A 20,773-nucleotide genomic window follows, 5' to 3' on the forward strand; every position below is an offset into this window, starting at 1 on the left:
CTCCTTACTCATCCACGTTGAATTCGCGGTCAATCTGACGCATTTTCCACGCGTAGTAGAAGATAATCACCAAAAAGGCGTATATCGATCCTTGCTGCGCAAACCAGAAACCCAGTTTGTAGCCGCCCAGTTGGAATTGGTTGAGTTCATCGACAAATAAGATGCCGCAGCCAAAAGACACGACAAACCAAATCACCATCAGCATGGTCATCAGTTTGACGTTCTTGCTCCAATAGGCCTTGGCTCTTTCTTCACTTTCAAACGCCATTGCCGTCTCCTTACGAGGTTGTTTGTTAAAAAAGTGTTTCAGTCTCTACAATAGCAAGCTGATGTCGATTACTCTTTTCAACTTTAGTCGAGCATAGATTAATAAAATTGTATTTAATTTCAGGTAATTGGGTTTAATTGATGAAAAACGGCAATGTTAATGTAGTGTTAAATTAGCCAAAGGTCTAATAACGATGCTGTCCAAACGGCTGCATAAAGTTTTTACATAATTCAAACCGGATGGATTCTCTGTCAGGGGGCTGGCACGATATAATGTCATTCGTCAGTGGTGAACGGCGATCCGCCGTTCGGCGCTCACTCACTCAACAAAAACAATAAAGGGAGAACGCGTGGACGCAACGACAATTAACAGTTTCTTTTTGATCGGCGCCTTGCTGATCGCTTTGAGTGTGTTACTCAGCCCGGTGTCATCCAAGCTGGGTATCCCAATCCTGTTTCTGTTCCTGGTGGTCGGTATGCTGGCCGGGGAAGACGGACCGGGGGGCATTCTGTTTGATGATTACTCCGTGGCATATCTGGTCAGTAACCTGGCGCTGGCGGTGATTTTGCTCGATGGTGGGATGCGCACCCGGGTGTCCAGTTTTCGCGTGGCCTTGTGGCCATCGGTGTCGCTGGCGACGCTCGGGGTGGCGATCACTACCGTCTTGACTGGCTTGATGGCCACCTGGCTGTTTGACTTGCATCCGTTGCAGGGGATTCTGGTCGGGGCGATTGTCGGCTCAACCGACGCCGCGGCGGTGTTTTCGCTGCTTAAAGGGCGCAGCCTCAACGAACGGGTCGGAGCAACGCTGGAGATTGAATCGGGAACCAATGATCCGATGGCGGTATTTCTGACCGTAACGCTGATTGCGATTCTCGGCCAGCCGGGCGCAGAGTTGAGCGCAGGCTTTCTGGCACTCAGTTTTGTCAAGCAGTTCGGCATCGGCGCGCTGATGGGCCTGGCCGGTGGTTGGGGGCTGTGGCGGGTGATCAATCACAGCAAACTGCCGGACGGGTTGTATTCGATTCTGACCGTCAGTGTCGGCCTGATCATCTTTGCCAGCACCAATGCTCTGGGGGGCAGCGGTATTCTGGCGATTTATCTGGTTGGTTTGTATTTGGGCAACAAACCCACTCAGGGAAAATATTCGATTCTCAATGTCTTGGATGGCATGACCTGGCTGAGCCAGATCGGCATGTTCCTGGTCCTGGGACTGTTGGTGACCCCATCCAACCTGCTCGATATTCTGCTGCCGGGCCTGGCGTTGGCTTTTGGTATGATTCTGTTTGCCCGTCCGCTGTCGGTGTGGATCAGCCTGGCGCCGTTCCGTTTCAAACCGCGCGAGAAATGGTTTATTTCCTGGGTGGGGCTGCGCGGAGCGGTGCCGATCATTCTGGCGGTGTTCCCGATGATGGCCGGGCTACCGGATGCGCAGCTGTACTTTAATCTGGCGTTTTTCGTCGTCTTAGTCTCGCTGTTCCTGCAGGGGGGGACTCTGACCAAAGCCGCCGCGAAAGCCAAAGTCGAACTGCCTCCGCGGCCAGAGCCAGTCTCACGGACCGGCGTGGAGATTTTCCCGACCAGTGAGTGGGAACTGTTCGTGTACAAAATGAAACCGGAAAAGTGGTACATCGGTGAGCCGCTGCGTTCGCTGTTTATGCCTGAGGGAACGCGGATTGCGGCGATTTTCCGCGAACGGCAGTTGATTCACCCGAGCGGCAGCTCCAAGTTGCATGAGAATGACGTTCTGTGTGTGCTGGCGCAGGAGAAAGATCTTGAGGCGCTCAGTCAGTTGTTCAGTGAAGCGCCGGAAAAACCGGAACTGGTGCGTTTCTTCGGCGATTTCTTCCTCGATGGGGCGACGCAGTTGAGCGATGTGGCAGGGTTGTATGGGCTGGAGCTGGATGAAGAGAGCCAGAGTATGAGCCTGACGGATCTGGTGCATCAGCAACTGGGTTCGACCCCGGTGATCGGCGATCACTTTGAATGGAACGGATTGTACTGGGTGATTGCCGAGGTGGCGGACGGTGATGTCATTAAAGTCGGTTTGCGTCTGCCAGAGGAAGAGGCGTCTTAAACCTCTCCCAGCTCATTGAGCAGGATGACGGCCTGGGTCCGATTTTTGACCCCAAGCTTGCGGAAAATGGCGGTCATGTGCGCTTTGATGGTGGCTTCAGACACATTAAGTTCGTAAGCAATTTGTTTGTTGAGCAGCCCGTCAGAGAGCATCCCCAGCACTTTATACTGCTGCGGGGTCAGGGTGGCGATTTTCTCCGCCAGATCGTTGCAGGCGGCATTACTGGTCAGCAGGCCTTCCGGGAAGAACGGGTCACCCGCCAGAACCTGATTCAAGGCACTGACCAACTCGCGCATGTCGCTGGATTTGGGAATAAAACCGAACGCGCCGTGGCTTTTCACCTGAGTGACGACTGCAGGTTCTTCACTGGCGGACACCACCACAATCGGTAAATCCGGGTATTCCGCCCGTAATTGGATCAGGCCGGACATGCCGTTGGCACCAGGCATTTTCAGATCGAGCAGTAACAGATCCGGTTCGTCTTCACGGGCCAGCAGATTGAGCAGAGCGTCGAGGGAATCCGCTTCCAGCAGATTGGCTCCGCTGACGGCCATATGAACGGACTGAAATAAGGCGTTCCGGAACAAAGGATGGTCGTCGGCAATGATGATGGTGTAAGTCGAATCCATGACGTTAATTACTTTTGACATTTTGGTTAAAGAAATTATTGTCCCGATCCCGCTGGTGGACAATATCTATCCGCTAAAAGTCTGAACTGAATCGACTTTTATAGTGAACGCTTGAGAGAAACCGGCCCGAAGACGTTTAAAGCGACCGTCAGGTCACATCTGCGGGCACCGGGCAGGTTAGAGCTGATGCGCGTTGAGGTGGTCTAAAAATGGCGCCGCTTTGACAAAACCGGTCAGGCGTGCGTTTGACACCCGTTCCCCTGCGGCGTTCCAGAACTCAATGGTTGGTAATCCCAGCACATCCATCTGTTTGAGCAGTGCAATGTCGTCGGGCAGGCTTTTGGTCACATCAGCCTGCAACAGCACAAAGTCTTTGAGTTTGGCTTCCACTGCCGGGTCATGGAAGGTGTACTTTTCAAACTCCTTACAAGCCACACACCAGTCGGCGTAGAAATCGAGCATCACAGGTTTGCCCGCCGCTTTTGCCGCCGCCAGTTCACGATTCAGATCCTCCACGCTGGCGATGCGTTTAAAGCTGATGCTGGGCTGAGCTTGCAACTGCCCAGAGCCCTCGCCCAGCCAGTGACTGAGCAGCGGCTGGGCAGAGGCCAGCAGACCCAGAATGGCCACCACGCCGATCAGGCTTTGCTTCCATCCCCCGAAAGTCAGGTTGTTCTTAAGGTGATACAGCCAGCTGAATGCGGCGATGCCGAGCAGAGACCACAGCGTGGTGCTCCATGCTGAGGGAAGAATGCGTTCCAGCAGGAACAGCGGTGCCGCCAGCAAAACAAAGCCAAACAAGGTTTTCACTCGTTCCATCCAGTTGCCGGCTTTTGGCAGCAGTTTGTTGCCAAACACGGCGACCAAAATCAGCGGGATCCCCATGCCCATCGCCAGAGCGTACAGTGCGACCGCACCCGTCAGTAAATCCCCGCTTTGGGCGACGTACAGCAAGGCGCCGGACAGGGGCGCCGTAGTGCAAGGTGAACACACCAGTCCAGAGATGGCGCCCATGGCAAACACACCGGCACTGCTGCCGCCCTGTTGCTTGTTACTGAGGTTGTTGAGCCAGGTCTGAAGGGCACTCGGCAGTTGCAGGGTATAAACACCAAACATCGACAGTGCCAGTGCAACAAACAACCCGCTCAGAGTAATTAAGACGTACGGGTGTTGCATCGCTGCCTGAAATTGCATTCCGGCCGAGGCGACCACCAGACCGAGCAGGGTGTAGGTCAGGGCCATGCCCTGGACATAGACGAAGGCCAGCCCCAGTGCGCGTTTATGGCTGAGCTTGCCACTGCCGAGCACAATACTGGTCAGGATCGGGTACATCGGCAGCACACACGGGGTAAATGCCAGGCCCACGCCAAGGGCAAGAAACAGCAACGGCGTCCACCAGTTATCGGCCAGAGCGCCGGCCAGGCTGCTCTCTTGCGATTGGGGAGCGTCCTGAGTGATGACTGCGGTGTCGAGCGGCGTTACCTGCGGGTCTGGCGTGCTGACAACCGATGGTGTTGTCGTCGCGGCGGTGTCGCTAAACGGTTGTAGTTTAACGATCCGGGTTTCCGGTGGATAACAGAACCCGGCTTTGGCACAGCCTTGATACTGCACCATCAGTTGTGCGCCGTCTTGGTACTGACTCAGCGGCACTTCGATCATGATCGGCGTTGTATAGATTTTCACCTGACCGAAGAACTCGTCCTCGTAGGGCTGACCCTCGCGCATCTCAATCGAGCCGACCGCGACCTTATCCCCGGAGACGGAAATCCGCTCCTGATAGAGGTAATAGTCCGGCTTAACCTGCCAGTCGAGATAAACCCGGTTGCCCTCTTGTTCAAAGCGGAAAGGGAAGGCCTGATCGACCGGGACAAAGGTGTTGTTGCTGGCACCAAAGCTCGGCGTGTTGCTGTTGTTGAACAACGACGCGTGAGCCGGTAAAGAAAGCAATGAAAAAACAAACAGTAACAGTGAAATTGCGTAGCGCATATAACCGGGCCAAATGTAAGACTTACCGGGTATGTTATACCCAAGTGCGGTGGAGTTAAACTCACTCGGCAAAACGCCGGGACTCTTTCATTCAGACCGGCGAGGTGACGAATTAGTTTCATACGCGGGTTAATCGAGAGATCAAAAAACCGCAGCATGGGCTGCGGTTTTACGTTACATCACGCCCAGACGGGCTTTGACTACCCGTTCGCAGGCGTCAATGCGGTCGGTGTCTTTGGGGATGATGATCACCGTATCGTTACCGCCTACGGTGCCAAGAATCTCGGTATGGGGGTCGATGTCGACCAGACGAGCCACTAACTGAGCACTGCCGGGGTGGGTTTTGACCACCACGATGGACTGGTTGTGGGTGATGAATTCGATTTGTGAGGCGATCGAAGACTCAACCCGCACCGGGGCGTTTTCGACCGTGATGCAGTACACTTTTTTGCCGCAGGCATTCTGGACTTTGACGACGCCAAGCTGTGACAGCAGGCGAGAGACCGTCGACTGGCTGATCCCTTCGTAGCCAATGTCGATCAGCTTTTCGCGCAGTTCGTTCTGGGTACTGAAACTCTGTTGTTGTAATAGCCGTTTGCAGGCGGTGGCAAGCGTGTGATCATCTGCGGTGCCCAATGCCTCGGGGTGCATTATATCGTTCACGGGCAACTCCTTGGTTAAGACGTTACTGAATAATATCCATCCTTGTGGGTAATAAACTCCTTCCATTGTGGAGCTGACCGGATAGAGGCTGAACCATACTGGTGATGGCTTAATTATTATTGTGCTGAAGAGTTTACCATCAAATAATGTGTGGCTTTTTGAATGAGATCACCAAATAAAAATCTATAATATTGCCGATAAAATGGTGAATTATTCTGATGTGGTTGGATAATTATTCCCTGCCGGGCATAACTATCCAACCGAGTTGGTCAGGCGGATGGGAGACGCCTGACAGGGCAGGCTTAGCGCGATTCAGTCATAATTTCGCGTGAGAATACTTTTTCACAATAGTGACACTTTAGCTGCACGTTATCGCTTTTTTGCTGCACTTTGAATCGGCTTTCTACCGGTTCACCGTGTGAGATGCAGTTGCTGTTCGGGCAGGCGAACACACCGTCAATTCGCTCCGGCAAGGTCAAGGTCAGCTTGTTGACCACCTGATAGTCTTCAATCTGGTTCACGGTGGCATGCGGGGCATACAGCGCCAGCTGATTGGCCTGATCTTTGGTCAGAAAGACGTTTTCAATTTTGATCAGATCTTTGTGTCCAAGTGCCGATGATGGCAGGTTTAGGCCAATGGTAATGCGCTCGCAGTGATCATGCATGCGGAACAACTGAAGGATCTTGATCCCGATGTTGGCGGGGACGTGATCGATGACGGAACCGTGGCGAATCGCTTCAACCTGCAATTGATTTTGTTTGACCATGTTTATCTCTCCTCCCGCTTACAGATTTTCATTCAGAACCAGCGCCAGCAGTGCCTGGCGTGCGTAGACCCCGTTTTCGGCCTGCTCGAAATAATAGGCGTGCGGGGTTTTGTCGACGTCGGTGGTAATTTCGTCCACCCGTGGCAACGGGTGCAGAACTTTCAGATTACTGCGCGCTTCTTTAAGCGTTTCCGCTGTCAGAATGTAGGCTGACTTCATGTGGGCGTATTCAGACTCATCGAAGCGTTCTTTCTGAACCCGGGTCATGTAGAGAATATCCAGCTCCGGCACCACTTCTTCAATGCTGGTGTGCAGGCTGTAGCGGATGCCGTGCTCGTCGAGTTCTTCGCAGATGTAATCCGGCATCGCCAGCACTTCCGGCGCGATGAAGAAGAAACGCACGTTGTTGAACTTGGACAGCGCCTGAGTCAGGGAATGCACGGTACGGCCGTATTTCAGATCACCGACAAACGCAACGTTGAGGTTGTCTAGGGTGCCCTGAGTCTCGTAAATCGAGAACAGATCCAACAGCGTTTGGGTCGGATGCTGATTGGCACCATCACCACCGTTGATCACCGGCACGCCGGCAGAAAACTCAGACGCCAGACGGGCTGCACCTTCTTGCGGATGACGCATGACAAACGCATCGACGTAAGAGGCGATCACCTGGACCGAGTCGGCCAGCGTTTCGCCTTTCTTCGCCAGTGAGGTGTTACCGCCGTTGTCAAAGCCAATCACACTGCCACCCAGACGCTGGACGGCGGTTTCAAATGACAGGCGAGTGCGGGTGGACGGCTCAAAAAAGCAGCTTGCGACCACTTTGTTTTTCAGCAGTTCCGGGCGGGGTTCCGCTTTGATTTGGGCTGCGGTATCGACAATCAGTTCCAGTTCGCTGCGGCTCAGCTCTGGAATGGAGATGATGTGTTTGTTGAACAACGAATGCGCCATGGCGTGTCTTCCTCCATTAACTTACGGCCAAAAAAAAGCCCCCTGAAATAGGAGGCTTCAATCATGATCAGCAATAAAAAATAACACGGCCGTCAACGCCGCATTCGGGCGTGGGCGAGACAACGAGTTGTCGTAAGCGGACCGGGTCATTTTTCATCACTCTGTAGACAAATTGCGAAGGATTATACGCGCTAAATCCCGCCTTGCAATACCTTGGCTAAAGTATTCATTTTATGGAATTTTATGCGAGATTTTGCTTGGTCTTTCTGCGCTTTTAAACATTTGGCACATAAGAAAAAGCGGCGCCGATGGCGCCGCGTTATGCGAGCTGGGAATGAAAAAAAATGCGGACTTTATTCAGGCCGGATTGAGGGTTTGGGTCCTGAGTGCCACCCGCATTTTTTCCCTGCCGTGAGTCAGTGAAGGATCAGTCACCTAATGTCGCCACCATGATGGCTTTGATGGTGTGCATGCGGTTCTCTGCTTCGTCGAAAACGATCGAATAGTCGGACTCAATCACGTCGTCGGTGACTTCACAACCTTGTTTTAGCACAGGGTACTCTTGTGCCAGTTCTTTACCGACGGTGGTGTCTTCACCGTGGAATGCCGGCAGACAGTGCATGAATTTGACATGTGGGTTACCTGTGGCCTTGATGACCTCCATATTGACCTGGTAAGGCAGCATCAGATTGATGCGCTCAGCCCAGGCTTCTTTGGCTTCGCCCATGGAGACCCAAACGTCGGTGTACAGGTAGTCACAACCCTCTACGCCTTCTTTCACGTCTTCGGTCAGGGTGATTTTGGCGCCAGTTGCAGCGGCGATATCGCGGCATTCCGCCACCAGACTCTCTTCCGGCCAGTACTGTTTTGGTGCAACCAGACGAATGTCCATGCCCATTTTCGCTGCGCCGACCATCAGAGAGTTGCCCATGTTGTTGCGCGCATCACCAAGGTAGGCAAAGCGGATTTCGTGCAGTTGTTTGCCACGGCCGTGCTCTAACATGGTCAGGAAATCTGCCAGGATCTGAGTCGGGTGGAACTCGTCGGTCAGACCGTTCCAGACCGGTACACCAGCGTGAGCGCCCAGCTCTTCGACGATGGACTGGCCAAAGCCGCGGTATTCGATGCCGTCATACATGCGGCCCAGTACGCGAGCGGTGTCTTTCATCGATTCTTTATGACCGATTTGAGAGCCGCTGGGGCCTAAGTAAGAAACCTGGGCGCCCTGGTCAAATGCTGCCACTTCAAAGGCACAACGGGTGCGAGTGGAGGTTTTTTCAAAGATCAGCGCAATGTTTTTGCCTTTCAGGCGGGGCTGTTCATAGCCGTTGTATTTGGCTTTTTTCAGCTCCATGGACAAATCCAGCAGGTGTTGAATTTCACGTGGTGTGAAGTCCAGGAGTTTCAGGAAGTTACGGTTACGTAGATTGAAAGCCATGATGAGATCCTCATGTTAGGCGCCTTCCCACGAGCAGGGTACAAAGTAAGAAAGCGCAAATAATTGGTTGATAGTCGTTAATATTGTGCTGCTTAATCCCGGATGATGTTGGTGCCCGCCTGGCCGTGCAAAATGCGCAGACCATCTTCCAGTGCACCGATACCGACGACTTTGCCGCCCTGGCGGATGAATTCGCACGAAGCTTCGATTTTGGGGCCCATGGAGCCGGCATCAAATTGATATTGCGCCAGTTCAGACGGGGTAGTGTGGCGCAGTGCTTGCTGAGTGGGGGTGCCCCAGTCGAGGTACACTGCGTCGGCGTCTGTCAGGATCAAGAGCGCATCGGCATTCAGTTGTTTGGCCAGAAACGCCGCCGACATGTCTTTATCGATCACCGCTTCCACACCGACCAGTTTGCCGTTTTCACGTTTCACCGGGATGCCACCGCCGCCGGTACAGATCACCAGGTGGCCTTCGTCGATCAGTTTGGTGATCGCGTCATGCTCGATGATGCCCGTCGGTTGTGGGCTGGGAACCACTCGGCGGAAGTGCTTGCCGTCTGGTTTGACCGTCCAGTGATACTTCTCTGCCAGTTCGCGCGCTTCCGCTTCTTCATAGATAGGGCCGATCGGTTTGGTCGGGTCGGCAAACGCCGGATCATTGGGATCCACACTCATTTGCGTCAGCATGCAGGTGACGTTGGTGTCTGGCATCTGGTTTTTGAATTCCTGCATCAACATGTAACCGATCATGCCCTGAGTTTCACTGCCGAGGACATCAAGGGGGTAAGGGGCGACTTTTTTGTACTCCAGACCCTGCAACGCCAGCAGACCAACTTGAGGTCCGTTGCCGTGCACCAGCACCACGTTGTATTGTTCGGCAATTTTCGCGATGGTGTTGACCGCGATTTCAATGTTATGACGCTGAACGTCGGCTTCCAGTGGCTCACCGCGACGCAGCAGGGCATTGCCACCCAGAGCTACAACTACCGTTTGTTTAGTCATACGTTTGTCTCTTCTTCATGCCGGGGACTAAGCCCCGGCGAGGTTGTTACCATCAGACGGGATCAGATGCCGTCACGTTCAATTGGGCAGCTCATGCAGCGTGCACCGCCACGACCACGGCCCAGTTCGTCGCCTGGAATTGGCAGAACAGTGATGCCAGCTTTGTCGTATTTTTCGTTGGTGTAGGTGTTGCGTTCATAGCCGATGACCACGCCCGGTTTAACGGTTAAGACGTTGTTGGCGTCGTTCCACTGTTCACGCTCGGCCTCGAAACTGTCACCACCTGTGGTGATCATGTTGAGTTTGTCGATGTTCAGAGCCTGTTCGATGGTACGAATGTAAGACGATTGCTGCGTCGCTTTGACGTGGCCGGATTCGTCACCGGTCAGACTCCAGCAGTTGACGTCATCCGGGATCACGTTCGGATAAACGGAGAACGTGTCTTCACGCATATGCGTCATCACGGTGTCTAAATGCATGCACGAACGATCTTTGGGAAGCTCAAGAGCAATCACTTCTTTCGCCTGACCATGTTTGAATAAGCTGGAGGCCAGTTGCTCAACCCCTTGCGCTGTGGTGCGTTCGGACATGCCTATCAGCACGGCGCCGCGGCCAATCACCAGCACGTCCCCGCCTTCGATGGTGGATTTGTCGTAGTTGCGTTGTTCGTCACCAAAGTACTTAATGAAGTCCTGACCCGCGAAGGTAGGGTGCCAGCGGTAAATGGCCCGCAGATGGTTGGTTTCACGTTGGCGTGCCACTTTGGCCATCGGGTTGATCGAGACCCCGCCGTACACCCAGCAGGACGTATCTCGGGTAAACAGATGGTTTGGCAGTGGCTTGATGATAAAGTCGGTGGGCTTGTGCATTGCCTGCAGCATAGACGACGATTTGATGGGCATGTCTGCATAAGCCAGGCCGCCTGTCATGATTTTCGCCAGCTCAATATGTGGCAGATCGCCCAGGTAGCAGCGCAGATCGTTCGCAAACGCCGGGCCGAAGCGGTAGTCGGATATCTGAGTGTGTAGCAGCCATTCTTTGGCTTCCGGTACGTCCAGCGTTTCCGCCAGCAGGTTGGTCAGTAGCAGAACTTCGACACCCTGGTCGCGAAGTGTCTGGGCGAACACATCGTGCTCTTTACCTGCCCGTTCGATATCCAGGACATCATCAAACAGCAAATCATGACAGTTGGATGGGGTTAAGTGACTGAGAGCGCGTCTTGGACGATGGATTAAAACGCGACGTAGTTGACCGATTTCTGAACCTACATATAGCTTACTCATGATGGTCTCTCTCTTATTTCTGAATTTGTTCTTATTGCTAAAAACAAATATTTATTTCGTAGGGAAGAATTGAGTGAATTTATTTATTCACTTATTTGTTCTGAAATTCATATTACGCCCCATGCAGGGGGAATCTTAGAGGTCAGTCACAGAACGATTTTTATTGCTCAGCCCTTGCTGGCAAAGGGATTTAACAAAATTTATTCACTGTGAAGTGTGTGTCTTGGGTTGTAAATATGTGCTACAAAGGGAAGTTTATGCATGAATAATTCAGCGTATTCATTGATTAGGCTTAATGGTAGGGAAATATATTCTTTTGGTTCGTGGTGATGAATGGGTGAATAATAAGGAAATATGCACTCTTTTTCTCTAGATAATTGCTTTGTCAGGATGATTTAATTATCTTTTAACAAAACTTTTTCCATTAAAAGCCACCTCGATCACATCGCTATTTCAGCTATTTTTCGCTCGTTACGTTTGGTTTATTTTCTGAGGGAATAATAATCGGCAGGGCAGTGACGGTTAGCGATATAGCAGGGTATTTAATTAGTCGGTGTTTGTGCTTATTTATTGCTGTTTTGGATTGGGGCGTGAGCCTGGCGCTGTGCAGTGTCGCTTGGGCAGTAAGGACAGGGATAAGAACGAAGCCGCGGCCGTGCAGATAGCAAAGGGGCGCCACCAGCACGAAAAAGCCGCCCGAAGGCGGCTTGCGGTACCGATAGGGTTGGGGTTACAGCAGTGCCCCCAGGCTGAGTGCGATAACGCACAGCGCTGTTAAGATGCCGAGTAGTGGAGCGACCCATTTTACCCAGCGCACGTAAGGGACACGGGCAATCGCCAGTCCACCCATGACCACCGCTGAGGTGGGTGTGATCAGGTTGACTAAGCCGGAGGCCGACTGATACGCGGTGACGACCAGCTCGCGCCCGACGCCGGCGAAGTCTGCCAGCGGCGCCATGATAGGCATCGTCAGCACCGCCAGACCGGAACTGGACGGTACCAGGAACGACAGCAGCACTTCGAGGAAGAACATCACGTTGATGAACACCCACGACGACAGGCCAGTAACGATTTGCTCGGCGGAGTTCAGAATAGTGTCGGTAATCATCCCGCGGTCCATGACCACCACGATACCACGGGCGATACCAATGATCAGGGCCACACCAAGCAGGTCACGGGCGCCGTCAATGAAGCTGGTGGTGAACTCTTCTTCGCTCATGCGTGCGACCAGACCAATGATGATAGTCGCAGCGAGGAACATGGCCGAAATCTCAGCCATCCACCAGCCTGCAACTGACACTCCGTAAATCATTACCGCAAAGGCGGCGCCAAAGATGCACAGGATCAGCTTACGGGTACCGGTAAACGCCAGCACCTCACCGTTCTGGTTGCCGAGGAAGTGGGCTTTGTTCTCTTCATATTTGTCATAGACGATGGAGTGCGATTGATCTTCGCGCACCAGACGGGCATAACGCATGACATACGCCACACATATTACCCAGCCGATCAGCAACACCGCCGCACGCAGGAAGATACCATCGGTAAATGGGATGCCGGCCGCGTTGGCCGCGATTACTGTGGCAAATGGGTTGATGGTCGAGCCAAGTGTGCCGATCCCCGCTCCGAGCAGCACGGTGGCCGCGGCAACTAATGGGTCAAAGCGGGCAGCCATCATGACGGGCACCAACAGGGTGTAAAAGGGCAGAGACTCTTCGGCCATGCCGTAAATGGTGCCGCCAGCGGCAAACAGCGCCATCAGAATCGGGATCATCAGCTCTTCACGCCCTTGTAAACGGGTCGTGACGCGCTCAATCCCGGCGTCAATTGCTCCGGTTTTGGTCACCAGACCGAGGAAGCCACCGATCACCAGAATGAACAATGAAACGTCGATAGCGCCGGCTTCATAGCTGTTGTGATCGTAAAAGCCATCGATGGGGGCCAGCAGCACATCCACCATGCCCTGAGGGTTGCCGTCCACCCGTTGATACGTACCAGTTACGGGCACTTCGCGGCCAAGATCTTCGTTCATGACGCGTTGATATTGGCCTGCTGGCACGATCCAGGTTAACAGCGCGACCAGCGCGATCAGCACAAACAGGATGGTGTAGGCGGAAGGGAATTTGAAATTAGCAAAGAAGCCTTTTTTCTTTTGCTCGGTTGGTAGGGTTTGCGTTGTCATAGCTATCTCCTTACACCCAGGTACGCCCAGTACTCAGGTGTGAATCAGCGACACATTAATTATTTAAAATCTGACCGACGAATAATTAACAGACTTGGTTCTTAAGTTATTGGAAATACACACTCAAATTCATAAGGTTAAAATAAGACGTTCTTTTATCTGAATATAATGAGCGGTTTAAGGATATTTTAAACAGCCTATACGAACGCAACTTTGGTGATCTTCACAAAAGTTATTTAATTAAAATTGCCTCGGGTGAACGAAGGATATTCATCGGAGTATTTTTTTATTTTAACTGGATTAATATTCGGGGGGATGTGGTGTGCATAATTGAGATGCCTGAAAATACTCAGGTTTGTCACACACTAAGAAATTTTATTCAATCGTTATTCTGAGTGGGTATTTTCGACTTTTAGAACGATGTTTTGACTTTAATCAAAAAAGCACTTTTTGCCGCCGGGCGAATAAAAAAGGGAGCCGAAGCTCCCTCATTCAATTATTCGTGCGTTTACAGGATCATACCGCCGAACAGAAAGCCCAGCGTGACTGCTGAGGCGATGGTGACCACACCCGGGATAAAGAACGGATGGTTGAAGACGTAGCTGCCAATGCGGGTTGAGCCAGTGTCGTCCATCTCCACTGCGGCGAGCAGTGTGGGGTAGGTTGGCAGTACGAACAGTGCGCTGACGGCGGCAAACGATGCCACCGCGGTCAGCGGAGCAACGCCGATCGCCAGAGCGGCTGGCATCAGAGCAACCGTGGTGGCGCCTTGTGAGTAGAGCAGCATGGAGGCAAAAAACAGTACCAGGGCCAGCATCCACGGATAATCCGCCAGCAGTGCACCGGCCACTTCTTTGATTCCGTCTACGTGGGCATTGACGAAAGTAGAGCCCAGCCAGGCCACACCCAGAACACACACACATGCCGTCATACCGGAACGGAACGTGGCCGCCGACGGAATTTTCGAGGCATCGATCTTAGTGAACAACACAATAGCCGCTGCTGCTGCCAGCATGACGGTCATGATGGCTTCGTTGCGCCCCAATGCCGGGTTCTCAATCAGGCCAACCGAACTGGAAATGGCCGCCGCATAACAGACCACAAACCCGATCGCCGCCAGGAAGATGAAAGTGGCTTTCTTAGCGGTTGGCAGGATTTCACGCTGCTGCTCACCGGCCAGTTTGATCAGGCCTTTTTCCAGACGCTCCTGATAGACGGGATCGTCTTTGAGTTCGCTACCCATAAAGTTCGCCACAAAAGCGCCGATCATACAGGCGATGAACGTGGTCGGAATACAGATGGCCAACAGGGTGAGATAGTCGACGCCTTTGGGAGCCAGCATGGCAGCGAACGCCACCACGGCGGCGGAAATCGGCGAAGCTGTAATGGCAATTTGCGAGGCAACCACGGCAATCGACAACGGACGTGAAGGTCGTACTCCCTGACCTTTTGCCACTTCGGCGATCACAGGTAGGGTCGAGAACGCCGTATGACCGGTACCGGCCATCAGTGTCATTAGAAAAGTCACGATTGGCGCGTAGAAGGTGATGCGCTCTGGGTGTTTACGCAAAAAGTTTTCCGCCAGCTGTACCAGCCAGTCCATCCCGCCGGCGACCTGCATGGCCGCGATCGCAGTGATCACCGACATGATGATCAGAATCACGTCGACCGGAATAAACGCCTGACTGGTGGGTACACCCAGCACCAGCGATAACACAATGACCCCGGCGCCACCGGCGAAACCGATGCCAATGCCACCAATACGTGCCCCTAAAAAGATAAAGAGCAGAACAACAAGCAGTTCGACCCAAACCATAATGATTACCTCGTTTATATTTTGATTCTGATTACCTGAGCCCTCAGGAGGCTGAACGCTCAGATAATCAGAGTCACTGACTGTGACGAGTAAAGCAGGATAAAAAGTAGGGGTATTAATGCGACGCCGAAAAAAGGGCCCGCACAGGGCCCTGATGCCATCGCATTACTCGTAGCGTTTTGCTTTGTAAGTCGGATGCATGAAGTTCTCGACCGACAGGATCTCGTCCAGCTCTTCCGCCGACAGCAGCCCACGCTCCAGAACCACTTCACGGACGCTCTTACCGGTTTCGGCACAAATCTTACCGACGATGTCACCTTCGTGGTGGCCGATGTATGGGTTGAGGTAAGTGACGATACCGATGGAGTTGTACACGTACGCTTCACACACTTCTTTGTTGACGGTGATGCCGTCGATGCACTTGTCGCGCAGGTTGACACAGGCGTTAGCCAGCAGTGAGATAGACTCAAACATGCTTTGGGCAATCACCGGCTCCATCACGTTCAGCTGTAACTGGCCGCCTTCGGCTGCGAAAGACACAGTGTTGTCATTCCCCAGTACTTTAAAACACACCTGGTTAACCACTTCCGGTACAACTGGGTTCACTTTAGCAGGCATGATGGAAGAGCCAGCTTGCAGTTCTGGCAGGTTCAGTTCGTTGAGGCCGGCACGTGGGCCTGATGACAGCAGGCGCAGGTCGTTACAGATCTTAGACAGTTTCACCGCCAGACGTTTCAGCGCGCCGTGTGTCATCACGTAAGCGCCACAGTCAGACGTGGCTTCGATCAGATCTTCTGCGGGCACGACTTCCAGGCCGGTCACTTGCGCCAGGTGTTTCACCGCCAGTTCCTGATAGCCCTGAGCCGCGTTCAGCCCCGTCCCGATTGCAGTGGCGCCTAGGTTGATTTCCAGCAGCAGCTTAGAAGTGTATTCCAGCGCACGGATCTCTTCGTTGAGCGTCACGGCCCAGGCGTGGAACTCCTGACCAACGGTCATTGGTACTGCGTCCTGCAACTGAGTACGGCCCATCTTCAACACATTTTTGAACTCCTGGCTCTTGAGTTCGAATGCGCCTTTGAGGTATTCAATTGCATCGATCAGTTTCGTGACGGAGTTGTATACCGCGATACGGAAACCGGTTGGGTAAGCACAGTTAGTCGATTGGCTCTTGTTAACGTGATCGTTAGGATTGATGAATTCGTAGTGGCCTTTTTCTTTGCCCATCAGTTCCAGTGCCACGTTGGCGATCACTTCGTTGGTGTTCATGTTGACGGAAGTACCGGCACCACCCTGGAAGACGTCTGACGGGAACTGATCCATGCACTTACCTGTTTCAAGGATCAAATCACACGCCTGAATAATGTAGTTGGCTACATCTTTCGGGATCACACCCAGCTCTTTGTTCGCCAGTGCCGCCGCTTTCTTAGTCATCACCATGCCACGGACAAATTCCGGTACGTCAGAGATGGTCATGCTGGAAATATTGAAGTTTTCAATCGCACGCAGAGTGTGGATACCGTAGTACGCGTCCGCAGGAACATGACGTTGGCCGAGCAGGTCTTCTTCAATACGAGTGGCTGAATTAGCAGTTTTTGGAGCATCAGATAGGGTAGCCATAACAGGATCCTTAGAGAATTATTCTGATAATAAAGGGAATTATTAGCCATTTCTGCAGTATAAGAATCCATTCGTCAGAATTTTTGGCTGGAAAATACGTCCTGACTTCTGTGGCACATCATACTGCACCTGACACATAAAAATAGTAACTAGATCACCTTTTGGAGCAAATCTAACGAAATTCTCATCCGCTAGTTTTCCACCACGGTAAAGTGCGGAAAATGGTCCGCAGAGACCTGATTTCGCCCGGTGTTTTTCGAGCGATACAGAGCGCCGTCGGCACGGCTGAAAGTGGCGGATGCATCCTCACAGAGGCGGGCGAGTCCGATGCTGAGGGTGATGGGATAACTGGCGCCCTGAGTAATGGCTTCACTGACCCGTTGCATCAGTTTGAAGGCCTGCTCCAGCTCAATGTGCTGGATGATTACCGCAAATTCATCCCCGCCGATGCGGGCCACCATGTCGGTATCGCGCAGCAAAGCGGTGAGCTGGCTAGCGACGTACGTGATGACCTCATCACCGAAGGCATGCCCCTGGCTGTCGTTGACCTGCTTGAATTCATCAATGTCAATGATCGCCAGACAGCCGGGCGGGTGATCCGGGTAGCGCTGATGAAGGCGGGCTTGGTAGCGGAGGTGATCATCAAACTTGCGTTTGTTCCACAGCGAAGTGGCCGGATCGCGCTCGGTTTGCTCGGTCAGTTCGGCAATCTTCATGTGGTGCTGAGAGATGTCGGTAAACGAGTAAATGAAATAGTCGACTTTGGTGAATTTGCCCGGCAGGGCGCGCACTTCGGCTTCGCAGATAGTGGGGGTGTTGTCCTGACTTAACAGAGTCAGCTGGCCTTTCCAGCGACCATCCAGTTCCAACTGTTTCGCCAACTGGCGCCGCGCCGCCTGAGTTGGCTGGTAGTCAAGCAGGTTATGTCCTTTCAGCACTTCGCTGGCGCTGTGCAGACCGACCAGTTCGTTCAATTGGGCATTGGCGCGCAGAATGTAGTGCTCATTGTCGGTCAGTGCCACTGCGCCGCCGTTTTCAATCGCCAACTGGGCAAAGGTGCGGTTGGTTTTGATCCGCTGGCGATCATCCCAGTGCATGGCAACGATCGCGGCGACCAGTCCGAGAAACAGCCAGAGAATGAACGTTTCACTGATGATGTCCTGTTGCATGGGCAGGAAGAGCGCATCGACCACGCTGGGTGGGTAGTAGGCCAGCATCGTAAGGCTGTTGACGTTGGCAAAAATCTGTTGATTGAACGGCCGGTAAACATACAGACCCTGCAAGGTCATGACGCTGCCTTCCTGATTCAGGTGCGCCTGCATATGTTCCCACAGTTCCGGGTTGTGGTTGGGGATGTTGTCACCCGCACGGGCACGGATAATGTCGCCAAACAGCAGTTGGCTGTCGCTGCTGAGGGTAAAGTACCCCAGATCGTCAACGAAATGCACGTTCATATTCTGTTGGTTGTCGGTGATGGCGGCAATGATCTCCAGTACGTGCAGGTTCGCCACAAAGTAGCCCAGCCGGGTGCCGTTATCTTCAATCGGGTAGAGAATCCGAAAGCCCGGTTTGTACGGGATCACGGGTTTGCCATGCTCAAACTCAATATCAATCCCGAAATAGCCCTGTTCTCCGCCGGTGAGTTGTTGGGCGTAACGGAAATAATCGCGTTGTGATTTGTTCTGCAACTGACTTGGCGGCACCACCAGTGCCCGTTTGTTCAGCGCATCGTATTCGACCCGGATCACTTCCATGCCCCGGGTATCGATGTAACGCAGCTGGTAAAAGTAGGTGGAATTCACGGCATTGAGGAGCCACTGGCTTTCGAGGTATTGGCGGCGTTGTTCGGTGGGGGATTTAGCAAAATCATGGATCAGTTTAGAGCGGCTCAGTTCGCGAACTGTTTGATCGAGATGATCGTGTAACTGCGTGGCTTTGACGTCGACATGGGAGAGAAACTGCAACCCCTGCGCTTCCATTCTAGCGAGCAGAAACGTGTGCGATTTGGCGCTCATGTAAAAGTAGTACGCCGCCGGTATCAGAGATACCAGCGTCCACACGATAACCATCTTGTTGAGGATGCTCGACACACGCTTCATATGGTATTGGTTGAGTATTTATGATTGACAGTAATTTAGACTACGCAATGCGGTTTGACCAATATATCGCCACTCTCTCGTGAGGGGGCTAACTATGTATATGAAAAAAGGGGAAATAAATTTCGTGACCTGACGCAATATACCGCAACACTTTATGCATCTGCGCAGCCTTGCAGGCGCCTGGGCAAGGCGCTAAGGTGTAGGAAACAAAGGAGGGCATGTGTTTCCTATCTTATTATTGTTATTTATCGTGGTGCCGATCATTGAAATTGGCCTGTTTATTTCGGTGGGCGGTGTCCTTGGTTTGTGGCCGACCATCGCGCTGGTGTTGATCACCGCATTTGTCGGCGCGTCGTTGGTGCGCAGTCAGGGTTTGCAAACTTTGATGACCGTCCAGTCGCGTCTGCAACAGGGAGAAGTGCCGGCGCAACAGATCTTTGAAGGTGTGATGCTGGCGGTGGCCGGGGTGTTGCTGCTGACGCCAGGTTTTATGACCGATGCGTTGGGTATGTTGATTCTGCTGCCGGCACCGCGTGCGGTGATCGCCAAGTACCTGATGAGCAAAATGGTGGTCAAAACGGTCTCTGGAGGAGGATTCCACAGCGGTTATTCCAACGGCCCGTTCGATCAAAATCCGTTTGAGCGCGACCCGTTCAATGCCGACAAAAACGGCAATACCTTTGAAGGGGAATACGAACGCAAAGACGACGATGACCGGAATAAACTCAATTAACCGTAAAACGCGCGGCCTGAGCCGCGCGTTTTTTTATTCAGTGACGGTTACTGCGCGCCGTCAAAGCCGAGTTGTCGCCAGGCTTCATAGGCGATGATCGCCACTGCATTGGACAGGTTAAGGCTGCGCGCATCGGGCATCATCGGGATACGGATGCGCTGCGCCATCGGCAGGCTTTCGATCACCTCCGCGGGCAGGCCGCGTGTTTCCGGACCAAACAGCAATACGTCCCCTGCTTGAAAATGGGCATTGACATGATGACCCGTGGTTTTGGTGGTGCAGGCAAAAATACGGTAACCATCGCGGCGATGTTGCTGCAGGTAAGCGTAGAACGCGTCGAGATTTTTGTGCCGGGTCACCCGGGCCAGATCGTGGTAATCCAGACCAGCGCGGCGCACTTTTTTCTCTTCGAGATCAAACCCCAGCGGCTCAATCAGGTGCAGGTTGGCGCCACAATTGGCACACAGACGGATAATGTTGCCGGTGTTCGGCGCAATCTCAGGTTCGTACAGAGCGATATCAAACATGGTGTTGCAGAGTCATTGAGAACGATAGCCATGAGTATACCCCAGTAGACACAGGATGCGAGCTTCGCGCGCTGCGGCGAAGGCATTAGGCGGCGGGGCTGGCCCGCCACACTGAAATCAGGCGCGCTGCGCCAGTGCCACGGCGTAATGTTCGCCGACCGTTTGCCAGTCCACAACATTCCACCAGGCGTCGATGTATTCCGGACGACGGTTCTGATAGCGGATGTAATAGGCGTGTTCCCACACATCCAGCGCCAAGATGGGTTCACCACGTACCTCGGCCACGTCCATCAGCGGGTTGTCCTGATTGTGGGTGCTGCTGATATGCAGCTGGCCGTTACGCACCACCAGCCAGGCGAAGCCGGACCCAAACGTATTGATTGCCGCCTGAGTAAAGGCATCCTGAAATGCACTGAAGCTGCCAAAGCGGGCATCAATGGCCTCTGCCAAAGCGCCATTCGGTTCGCCGCCACCGTTAGGGGACATACAGTTCCAGTACAGAATGTGGTTGAAATAACCACCCCCATGATTGCGTACCGCCGGTGACAGGGTGGAAACCTGAGCGAAGATCTCGCTCAGCGGGGTGGTTTCCAGTTCACTGCCTTTGATGGCGGAAAGGAATTTGTCGTAGTAGGTGCGGTGGTGCTTGCTGTAGTGTACTTCCATGGTTTTGGCGTCGATGTACGGTTCCAGCGCGTCGTAGTCGTAGGGCAGATCAGGGAACAAATGCGTCATAGTG

The 20,773-nt window shown here is 53.0% G+C and carries 17 protein-coding genes; 2 read left to right on the top strand and 15 right to left on the bottom strand.

Annotation, left to right across the window (positions count from 1 at the left end):
- Nucleotides 1-4: 4 nt before the first annotated feature.
- Complete coding sequence (locus VPR01S_RS20185) at nucleotides 5-268, bottom strand: DUF4212 domain-containing protein (RefSeq protein ID WP_021707231.1); 264 nt, start codon at nucleotides 266-268, stop codon at nucleotides 5-7.
- Between the two features lie 349 nt (nucleotides 269-617).
- On the opposite strand from VPR01S_RS20185, the gene VPR01S_RS20190 reads away from it, so the two are divergent.
- Nucleotides 618-2,345: a potassium/proton antiporter gene (locus VPR01S_RS20190; protein WP_021707232.1), complete on the top strand. Its 1,728-nt coding sequence runs from the start codon at nucleotides 618-620 to the stop codon at nucleotides 2,343-2,345.
- Here VPR01S_RS20190 and VPR01S_RS20195 read toward each other — a convergent pair.
- The 12 genes from VPR01S_RS20195 to VPR01S_RS20250 form a co-directional block, all read right to left on the bottom strand.
- Nucleotides 2,342-2,974: a response regulator transcription factor gene (locus VPR01S_RS20195; protein ID WP_021707233.1), complete on the bottom strand. Its 633-nt coding sequence runs from the start codon at nucleotides 2,972-2,974 to the stop codon at nucleotides 2,342-2,344. The two genes, VPR01S_RS20190 and VPR01S_RS20195, sit on opposite strands and share 4 nt — an antisense overlap.
- Before the next feature lie 177 nt (nucleotides 2,975-3,151).
- Nucleotides 3,152-4,960, bottom strand: coding sequence for a protein-disulfide reductase DsbD (locus VPR01S_RS20200; protein ID WP_021707234.1), 1,809 nt, complete (start codon nucleotides 4,958-4,960; stop codon nucleotides 3,152-3,154).
- A 174-nt stretch (nucleotides 4,961-5,134) separates the two neighbouring features.
- Nucleotides 5,135-5,611, bottom strand: coding sequence for an arginine repressor (locus VPR01S_RS20205; protein WP_156008764.1), 477 nt, complete (start codon nucleotides 5,609-5,611; stop codon nucleotides 5,135-5,137).
- A gap of 314 nt (nucleotides 5,612-5,925) precedes the next feature.
- Nucleotides 5,926-6,390: an aspartate carbamoyltransferase regulatory subunit gene (gene pyrI / locus VPR01S_RS20210; RefSeq protein WP_021707236.1), complete on the bottom strand. Its 465-nt coding sequence runs from the start codon at nucleotides 6,388-6,390 to the stop codon at nucleotides 5,926-5,928.
- Between the two features lie 18 nt (nucleotides 6,391-6,408).
- A complete protein-coding gene (gene pyrB / locus VPR01S_RS20215; RefSeq protein ID WP_021707237.1) occupies nucleotides 6,409-7,338 on the bottom strand; it encodes an aspartate carbamoyltransferase in 930 nt (309 codons plus the stop codon).
- 427 nt (nucleotides 7,339-7,765) lie between these two features.
- Nucleotides 7,766-8,776 (bottom strand): ornithine carbamoyltransferase, encoded by a 1,011-nt coding sequence (locus VPR01S_RS20220; RefSeq protein WP_021707238.1) that lies wholly within the window; start codon nucleotides 8,774-8,776, stop codon nucleotides 7,766-7,768.
- A gap of 92 nt (nucleotides 8,777-8,868) precedes the next feature.
- Nucleotides 8,869-9,780: a carbamate kinase gene (locus tag VPR01S_RS20225; protein WP_021707239.1), complete on the bottom strand. Its 912-nt coding sequence runs from the start codon at nucleotides 9,778-9,780 to the stop codon at nucleotides 8,869-8,871.
- Between the two features lie 62 nt (nucleotides 9,781-9,842).
- A complete protein-coding gene (gene arcA, locus VPR01S_RS20230) occupies nucleotides 9,843-11,063 on the bottom strand; it encodes an arginine deiminase (RefSeq protein WP_021707240.1) in 1,221 nt (406 codons plus the stop codon).
- A gap of 730 nt (nucleotides 11,064-11,793) precedes the next feature.
- Entirely contained in the window at nucleotides 11,794-13,242 is a 1,449-nt protein-coding gene (locus VPR01S_RS20235; RefSeq protein WP_021707241.1) for a YfcC family protein, read from the bottom strand.
- Nucleotides 13,243-13,750: 508 nt separating this feature from the next.
- Nucleotides 13,751-15,058 (bottom strand): anaerobic C4-dicarboxylate transporter, encoded by a 1,308-nt coding sequence (locus VPR01S_RS20240; RefSeq protein ID WP_021707242.1) that lies wholly within the window; start codon nucleotides 15,056-15,058, stop codon nucleotides 13,751-13,753.
- 165 nt (nucleotides 15,059-15,223) lie between these two features.
- Entirely contained in the window at nucleotides 15,224-16,675 is a 1,452-nt protein-coding gene (gene aspA / locus VPR01S_RS20245; RefSeq protein WP_021707243.1) for an aspartate ammonia-lyase, read from the bottom strand.
- Between the two features lie 191 nt (nucleotides 16,676-16,866).
- The gene (locus VPR01S_RS20250; RefSeq protein WP_021707244.1) at nucleotides 16,867-18,774 is read right to left on the bottom strand and encodes a sensor domain-containing diguanylate cyclase; all 1,908 of its coding nucleotides are present in this window, start codon (nucleotides 18,772-18,774) and stop codon (nucleotides 16,867-16,869) included.
- 220 nt (nucleotides 18,775-18,994) lie between these two features.
- Between VPR01S_RS20250 and VPR01S_RS20255 the strand changes: the two genes are divergently transcribed.
- Nucleotides 18,995-19,507, top strand: a complete 513-nt coding sequence (locus tag VPR01S_RS20255; RefSeq protein WP_021707245.1) for an FxsA family protein — start codon at nucleotides 18,995-18,997, stop codon at nucleotides 19,505-19,507.
- Between the two features lie 47 nt (nucleotides 19,508-19,554).
- Here the strand turns inward: VPR01S_RS20255 and VPR01S_RS20260 are convergent, their stop codons facing one another.
- Both VPR01S_RS20260 and VPR01S_RS20265 read right to left on the bottom strand, forming a co-directional pair.
- On the bottom strand, nucleotides 19,555-20,034 hold the full coding sequence (locus VPR01S_RS20260; RefSeq protein WP_021707246.1) for a tRNA (cytidine(34)-2'-O)-methyltransferase: 480 nt from the start codon (nucleotides 20,032-20,034) through the stop codon (nucleotides 19,555-19,557).
- Between the two features lie 117 nt (nucleotides 20,035-20,151).
- The gene (locus VPR01S_RS20265; protein ID WP_021707247.1) at nucleotides 20,152-20,769 is read right to left on the bottom strand and encodes a superoxide dismutase; all 618 of its coding nucleotides are present in this window, start codon (nucleotides 20,767-20,769) and stop codon (nucleotides 20,152-20,154) included.
- Nucleotides 20,770-20,773: the final 4 nt, after the last annotated feature.

It is taken from the genome of Vibrio proteolyticus NBRC 13287 (assembly GCF_000467125.1).
Classification (GTDB): domain Bacteria; phylum Pseudomonadota; class Gammaproteobacteria; order Enterobacterales; family Vibrionaceae; genus Vibrio; species Vibrio proteolyticus.

Bases quoted from the DNA above. Each gene is read 5' to 3' on its own strand.
- VPR01S_RS20185 (WP_021707231.1), bottom strand. From the start codon at position 268: ATGGCGTTTGAAAGTGAAGAAAGAGCCAAGGCCTATTGGAGCAAGAAC.
- VPR01S_RS20195 (WP_021707233.1), bottom strand. From the start codon at position 2,974: ATGGATTCGACTTACACCATCATCATTGCCGACGACCATCCTTTGTTC.
- VPR01S_RS20200 (WP_021707234.1), bottom strand. From the start codon at position 4,960: ATGCGCTACGCAATTTCACTGTTACTGTTTGTTTTTTCATTGCTTTCT.
- VPR01S_RS20205 (WP_156008764.1), bottom strand. From the start codon at position 5,611: ATGCACCCCGAGGCATTGGGCACCGCAGATGATCACACGCTTGCCACC.
- pyrI (WP_021707236.1), bottom strand. From the start codon at position 6,390: ATGGTCAAACAAAATCAATTGCAGGTTGAAGCGATTCGCCACGGTTCC.
- pyrB (WP_021707237.1), bottom strand. From the start codon at position 7,338: ATGGCGCATTCGTTGTTCAACAAACACATCATCTCCATTCCAGAGCTG.
- VPR01S_RS20220 (WP_021707238.1), bottom strand. From the start codon at position 8,776: ATGGCTTTCAATCTACGTAACCGTAACTTCCTGAAACTCCTGGACTTC.
- VPR01S_RS20225 (WP_021707239.1), bottom strand. From the start codon at position 9,780: ATGACTAAACAAACGGTAGTTGTAGCTCTGGGTGGCAATGCCCTGCTG.
- arcA (WP_021707240.1), bottom strand. From the start codon at position 11,063: ATGAGTAAGCTATATGTAGGTTCAGAAATCGGTCAACTACGTCGCGTT.
- VPR01S_RS20235 (WP_021707241.1), bottom strand. From the start codon at position 13,242: ATGACAACGCAAACCCTACCAACCGAGCAAAAGAAAAAAGGCTTCTTT.
- VPR01S_RS20240 (WP_021707242.1), bottom strand. From the start codon at position 15,058: ATGGTTTGGGTCGAACTGCTTGTTGTTCTGCTCTTTATCTTTTTAGGG.
- aspA (WP_021707243.1), bottom strand. From the start codon at position 16,675: ATGGCTACCCTATCTGATGCTCCAAAAACTGCTAATTCAGCCACTCGT.
- VPR01S_RS20250 (WP_021707244.1), bottom strand. From the start codon at position 18,774: ATGAAGCGTGTGTCGAGCATCCTCAACAAGATGGTTATCGTGTGGACG.
- VPR01S_RS20260 (WP_021707246.1), bottom strand. From the start codon at position 20,034: ATGTTTGATATCGCTCTGTACGAACCTGAGATTGCGCCGAACACCGGC.
- VPR01S_RS20265 (WP_021707247.1), bottom strand. From the start codon at position 20,769: ATGACGCATTTGTTCCCTGATCTGCCCTACGACTACGACGCGCTGGAA.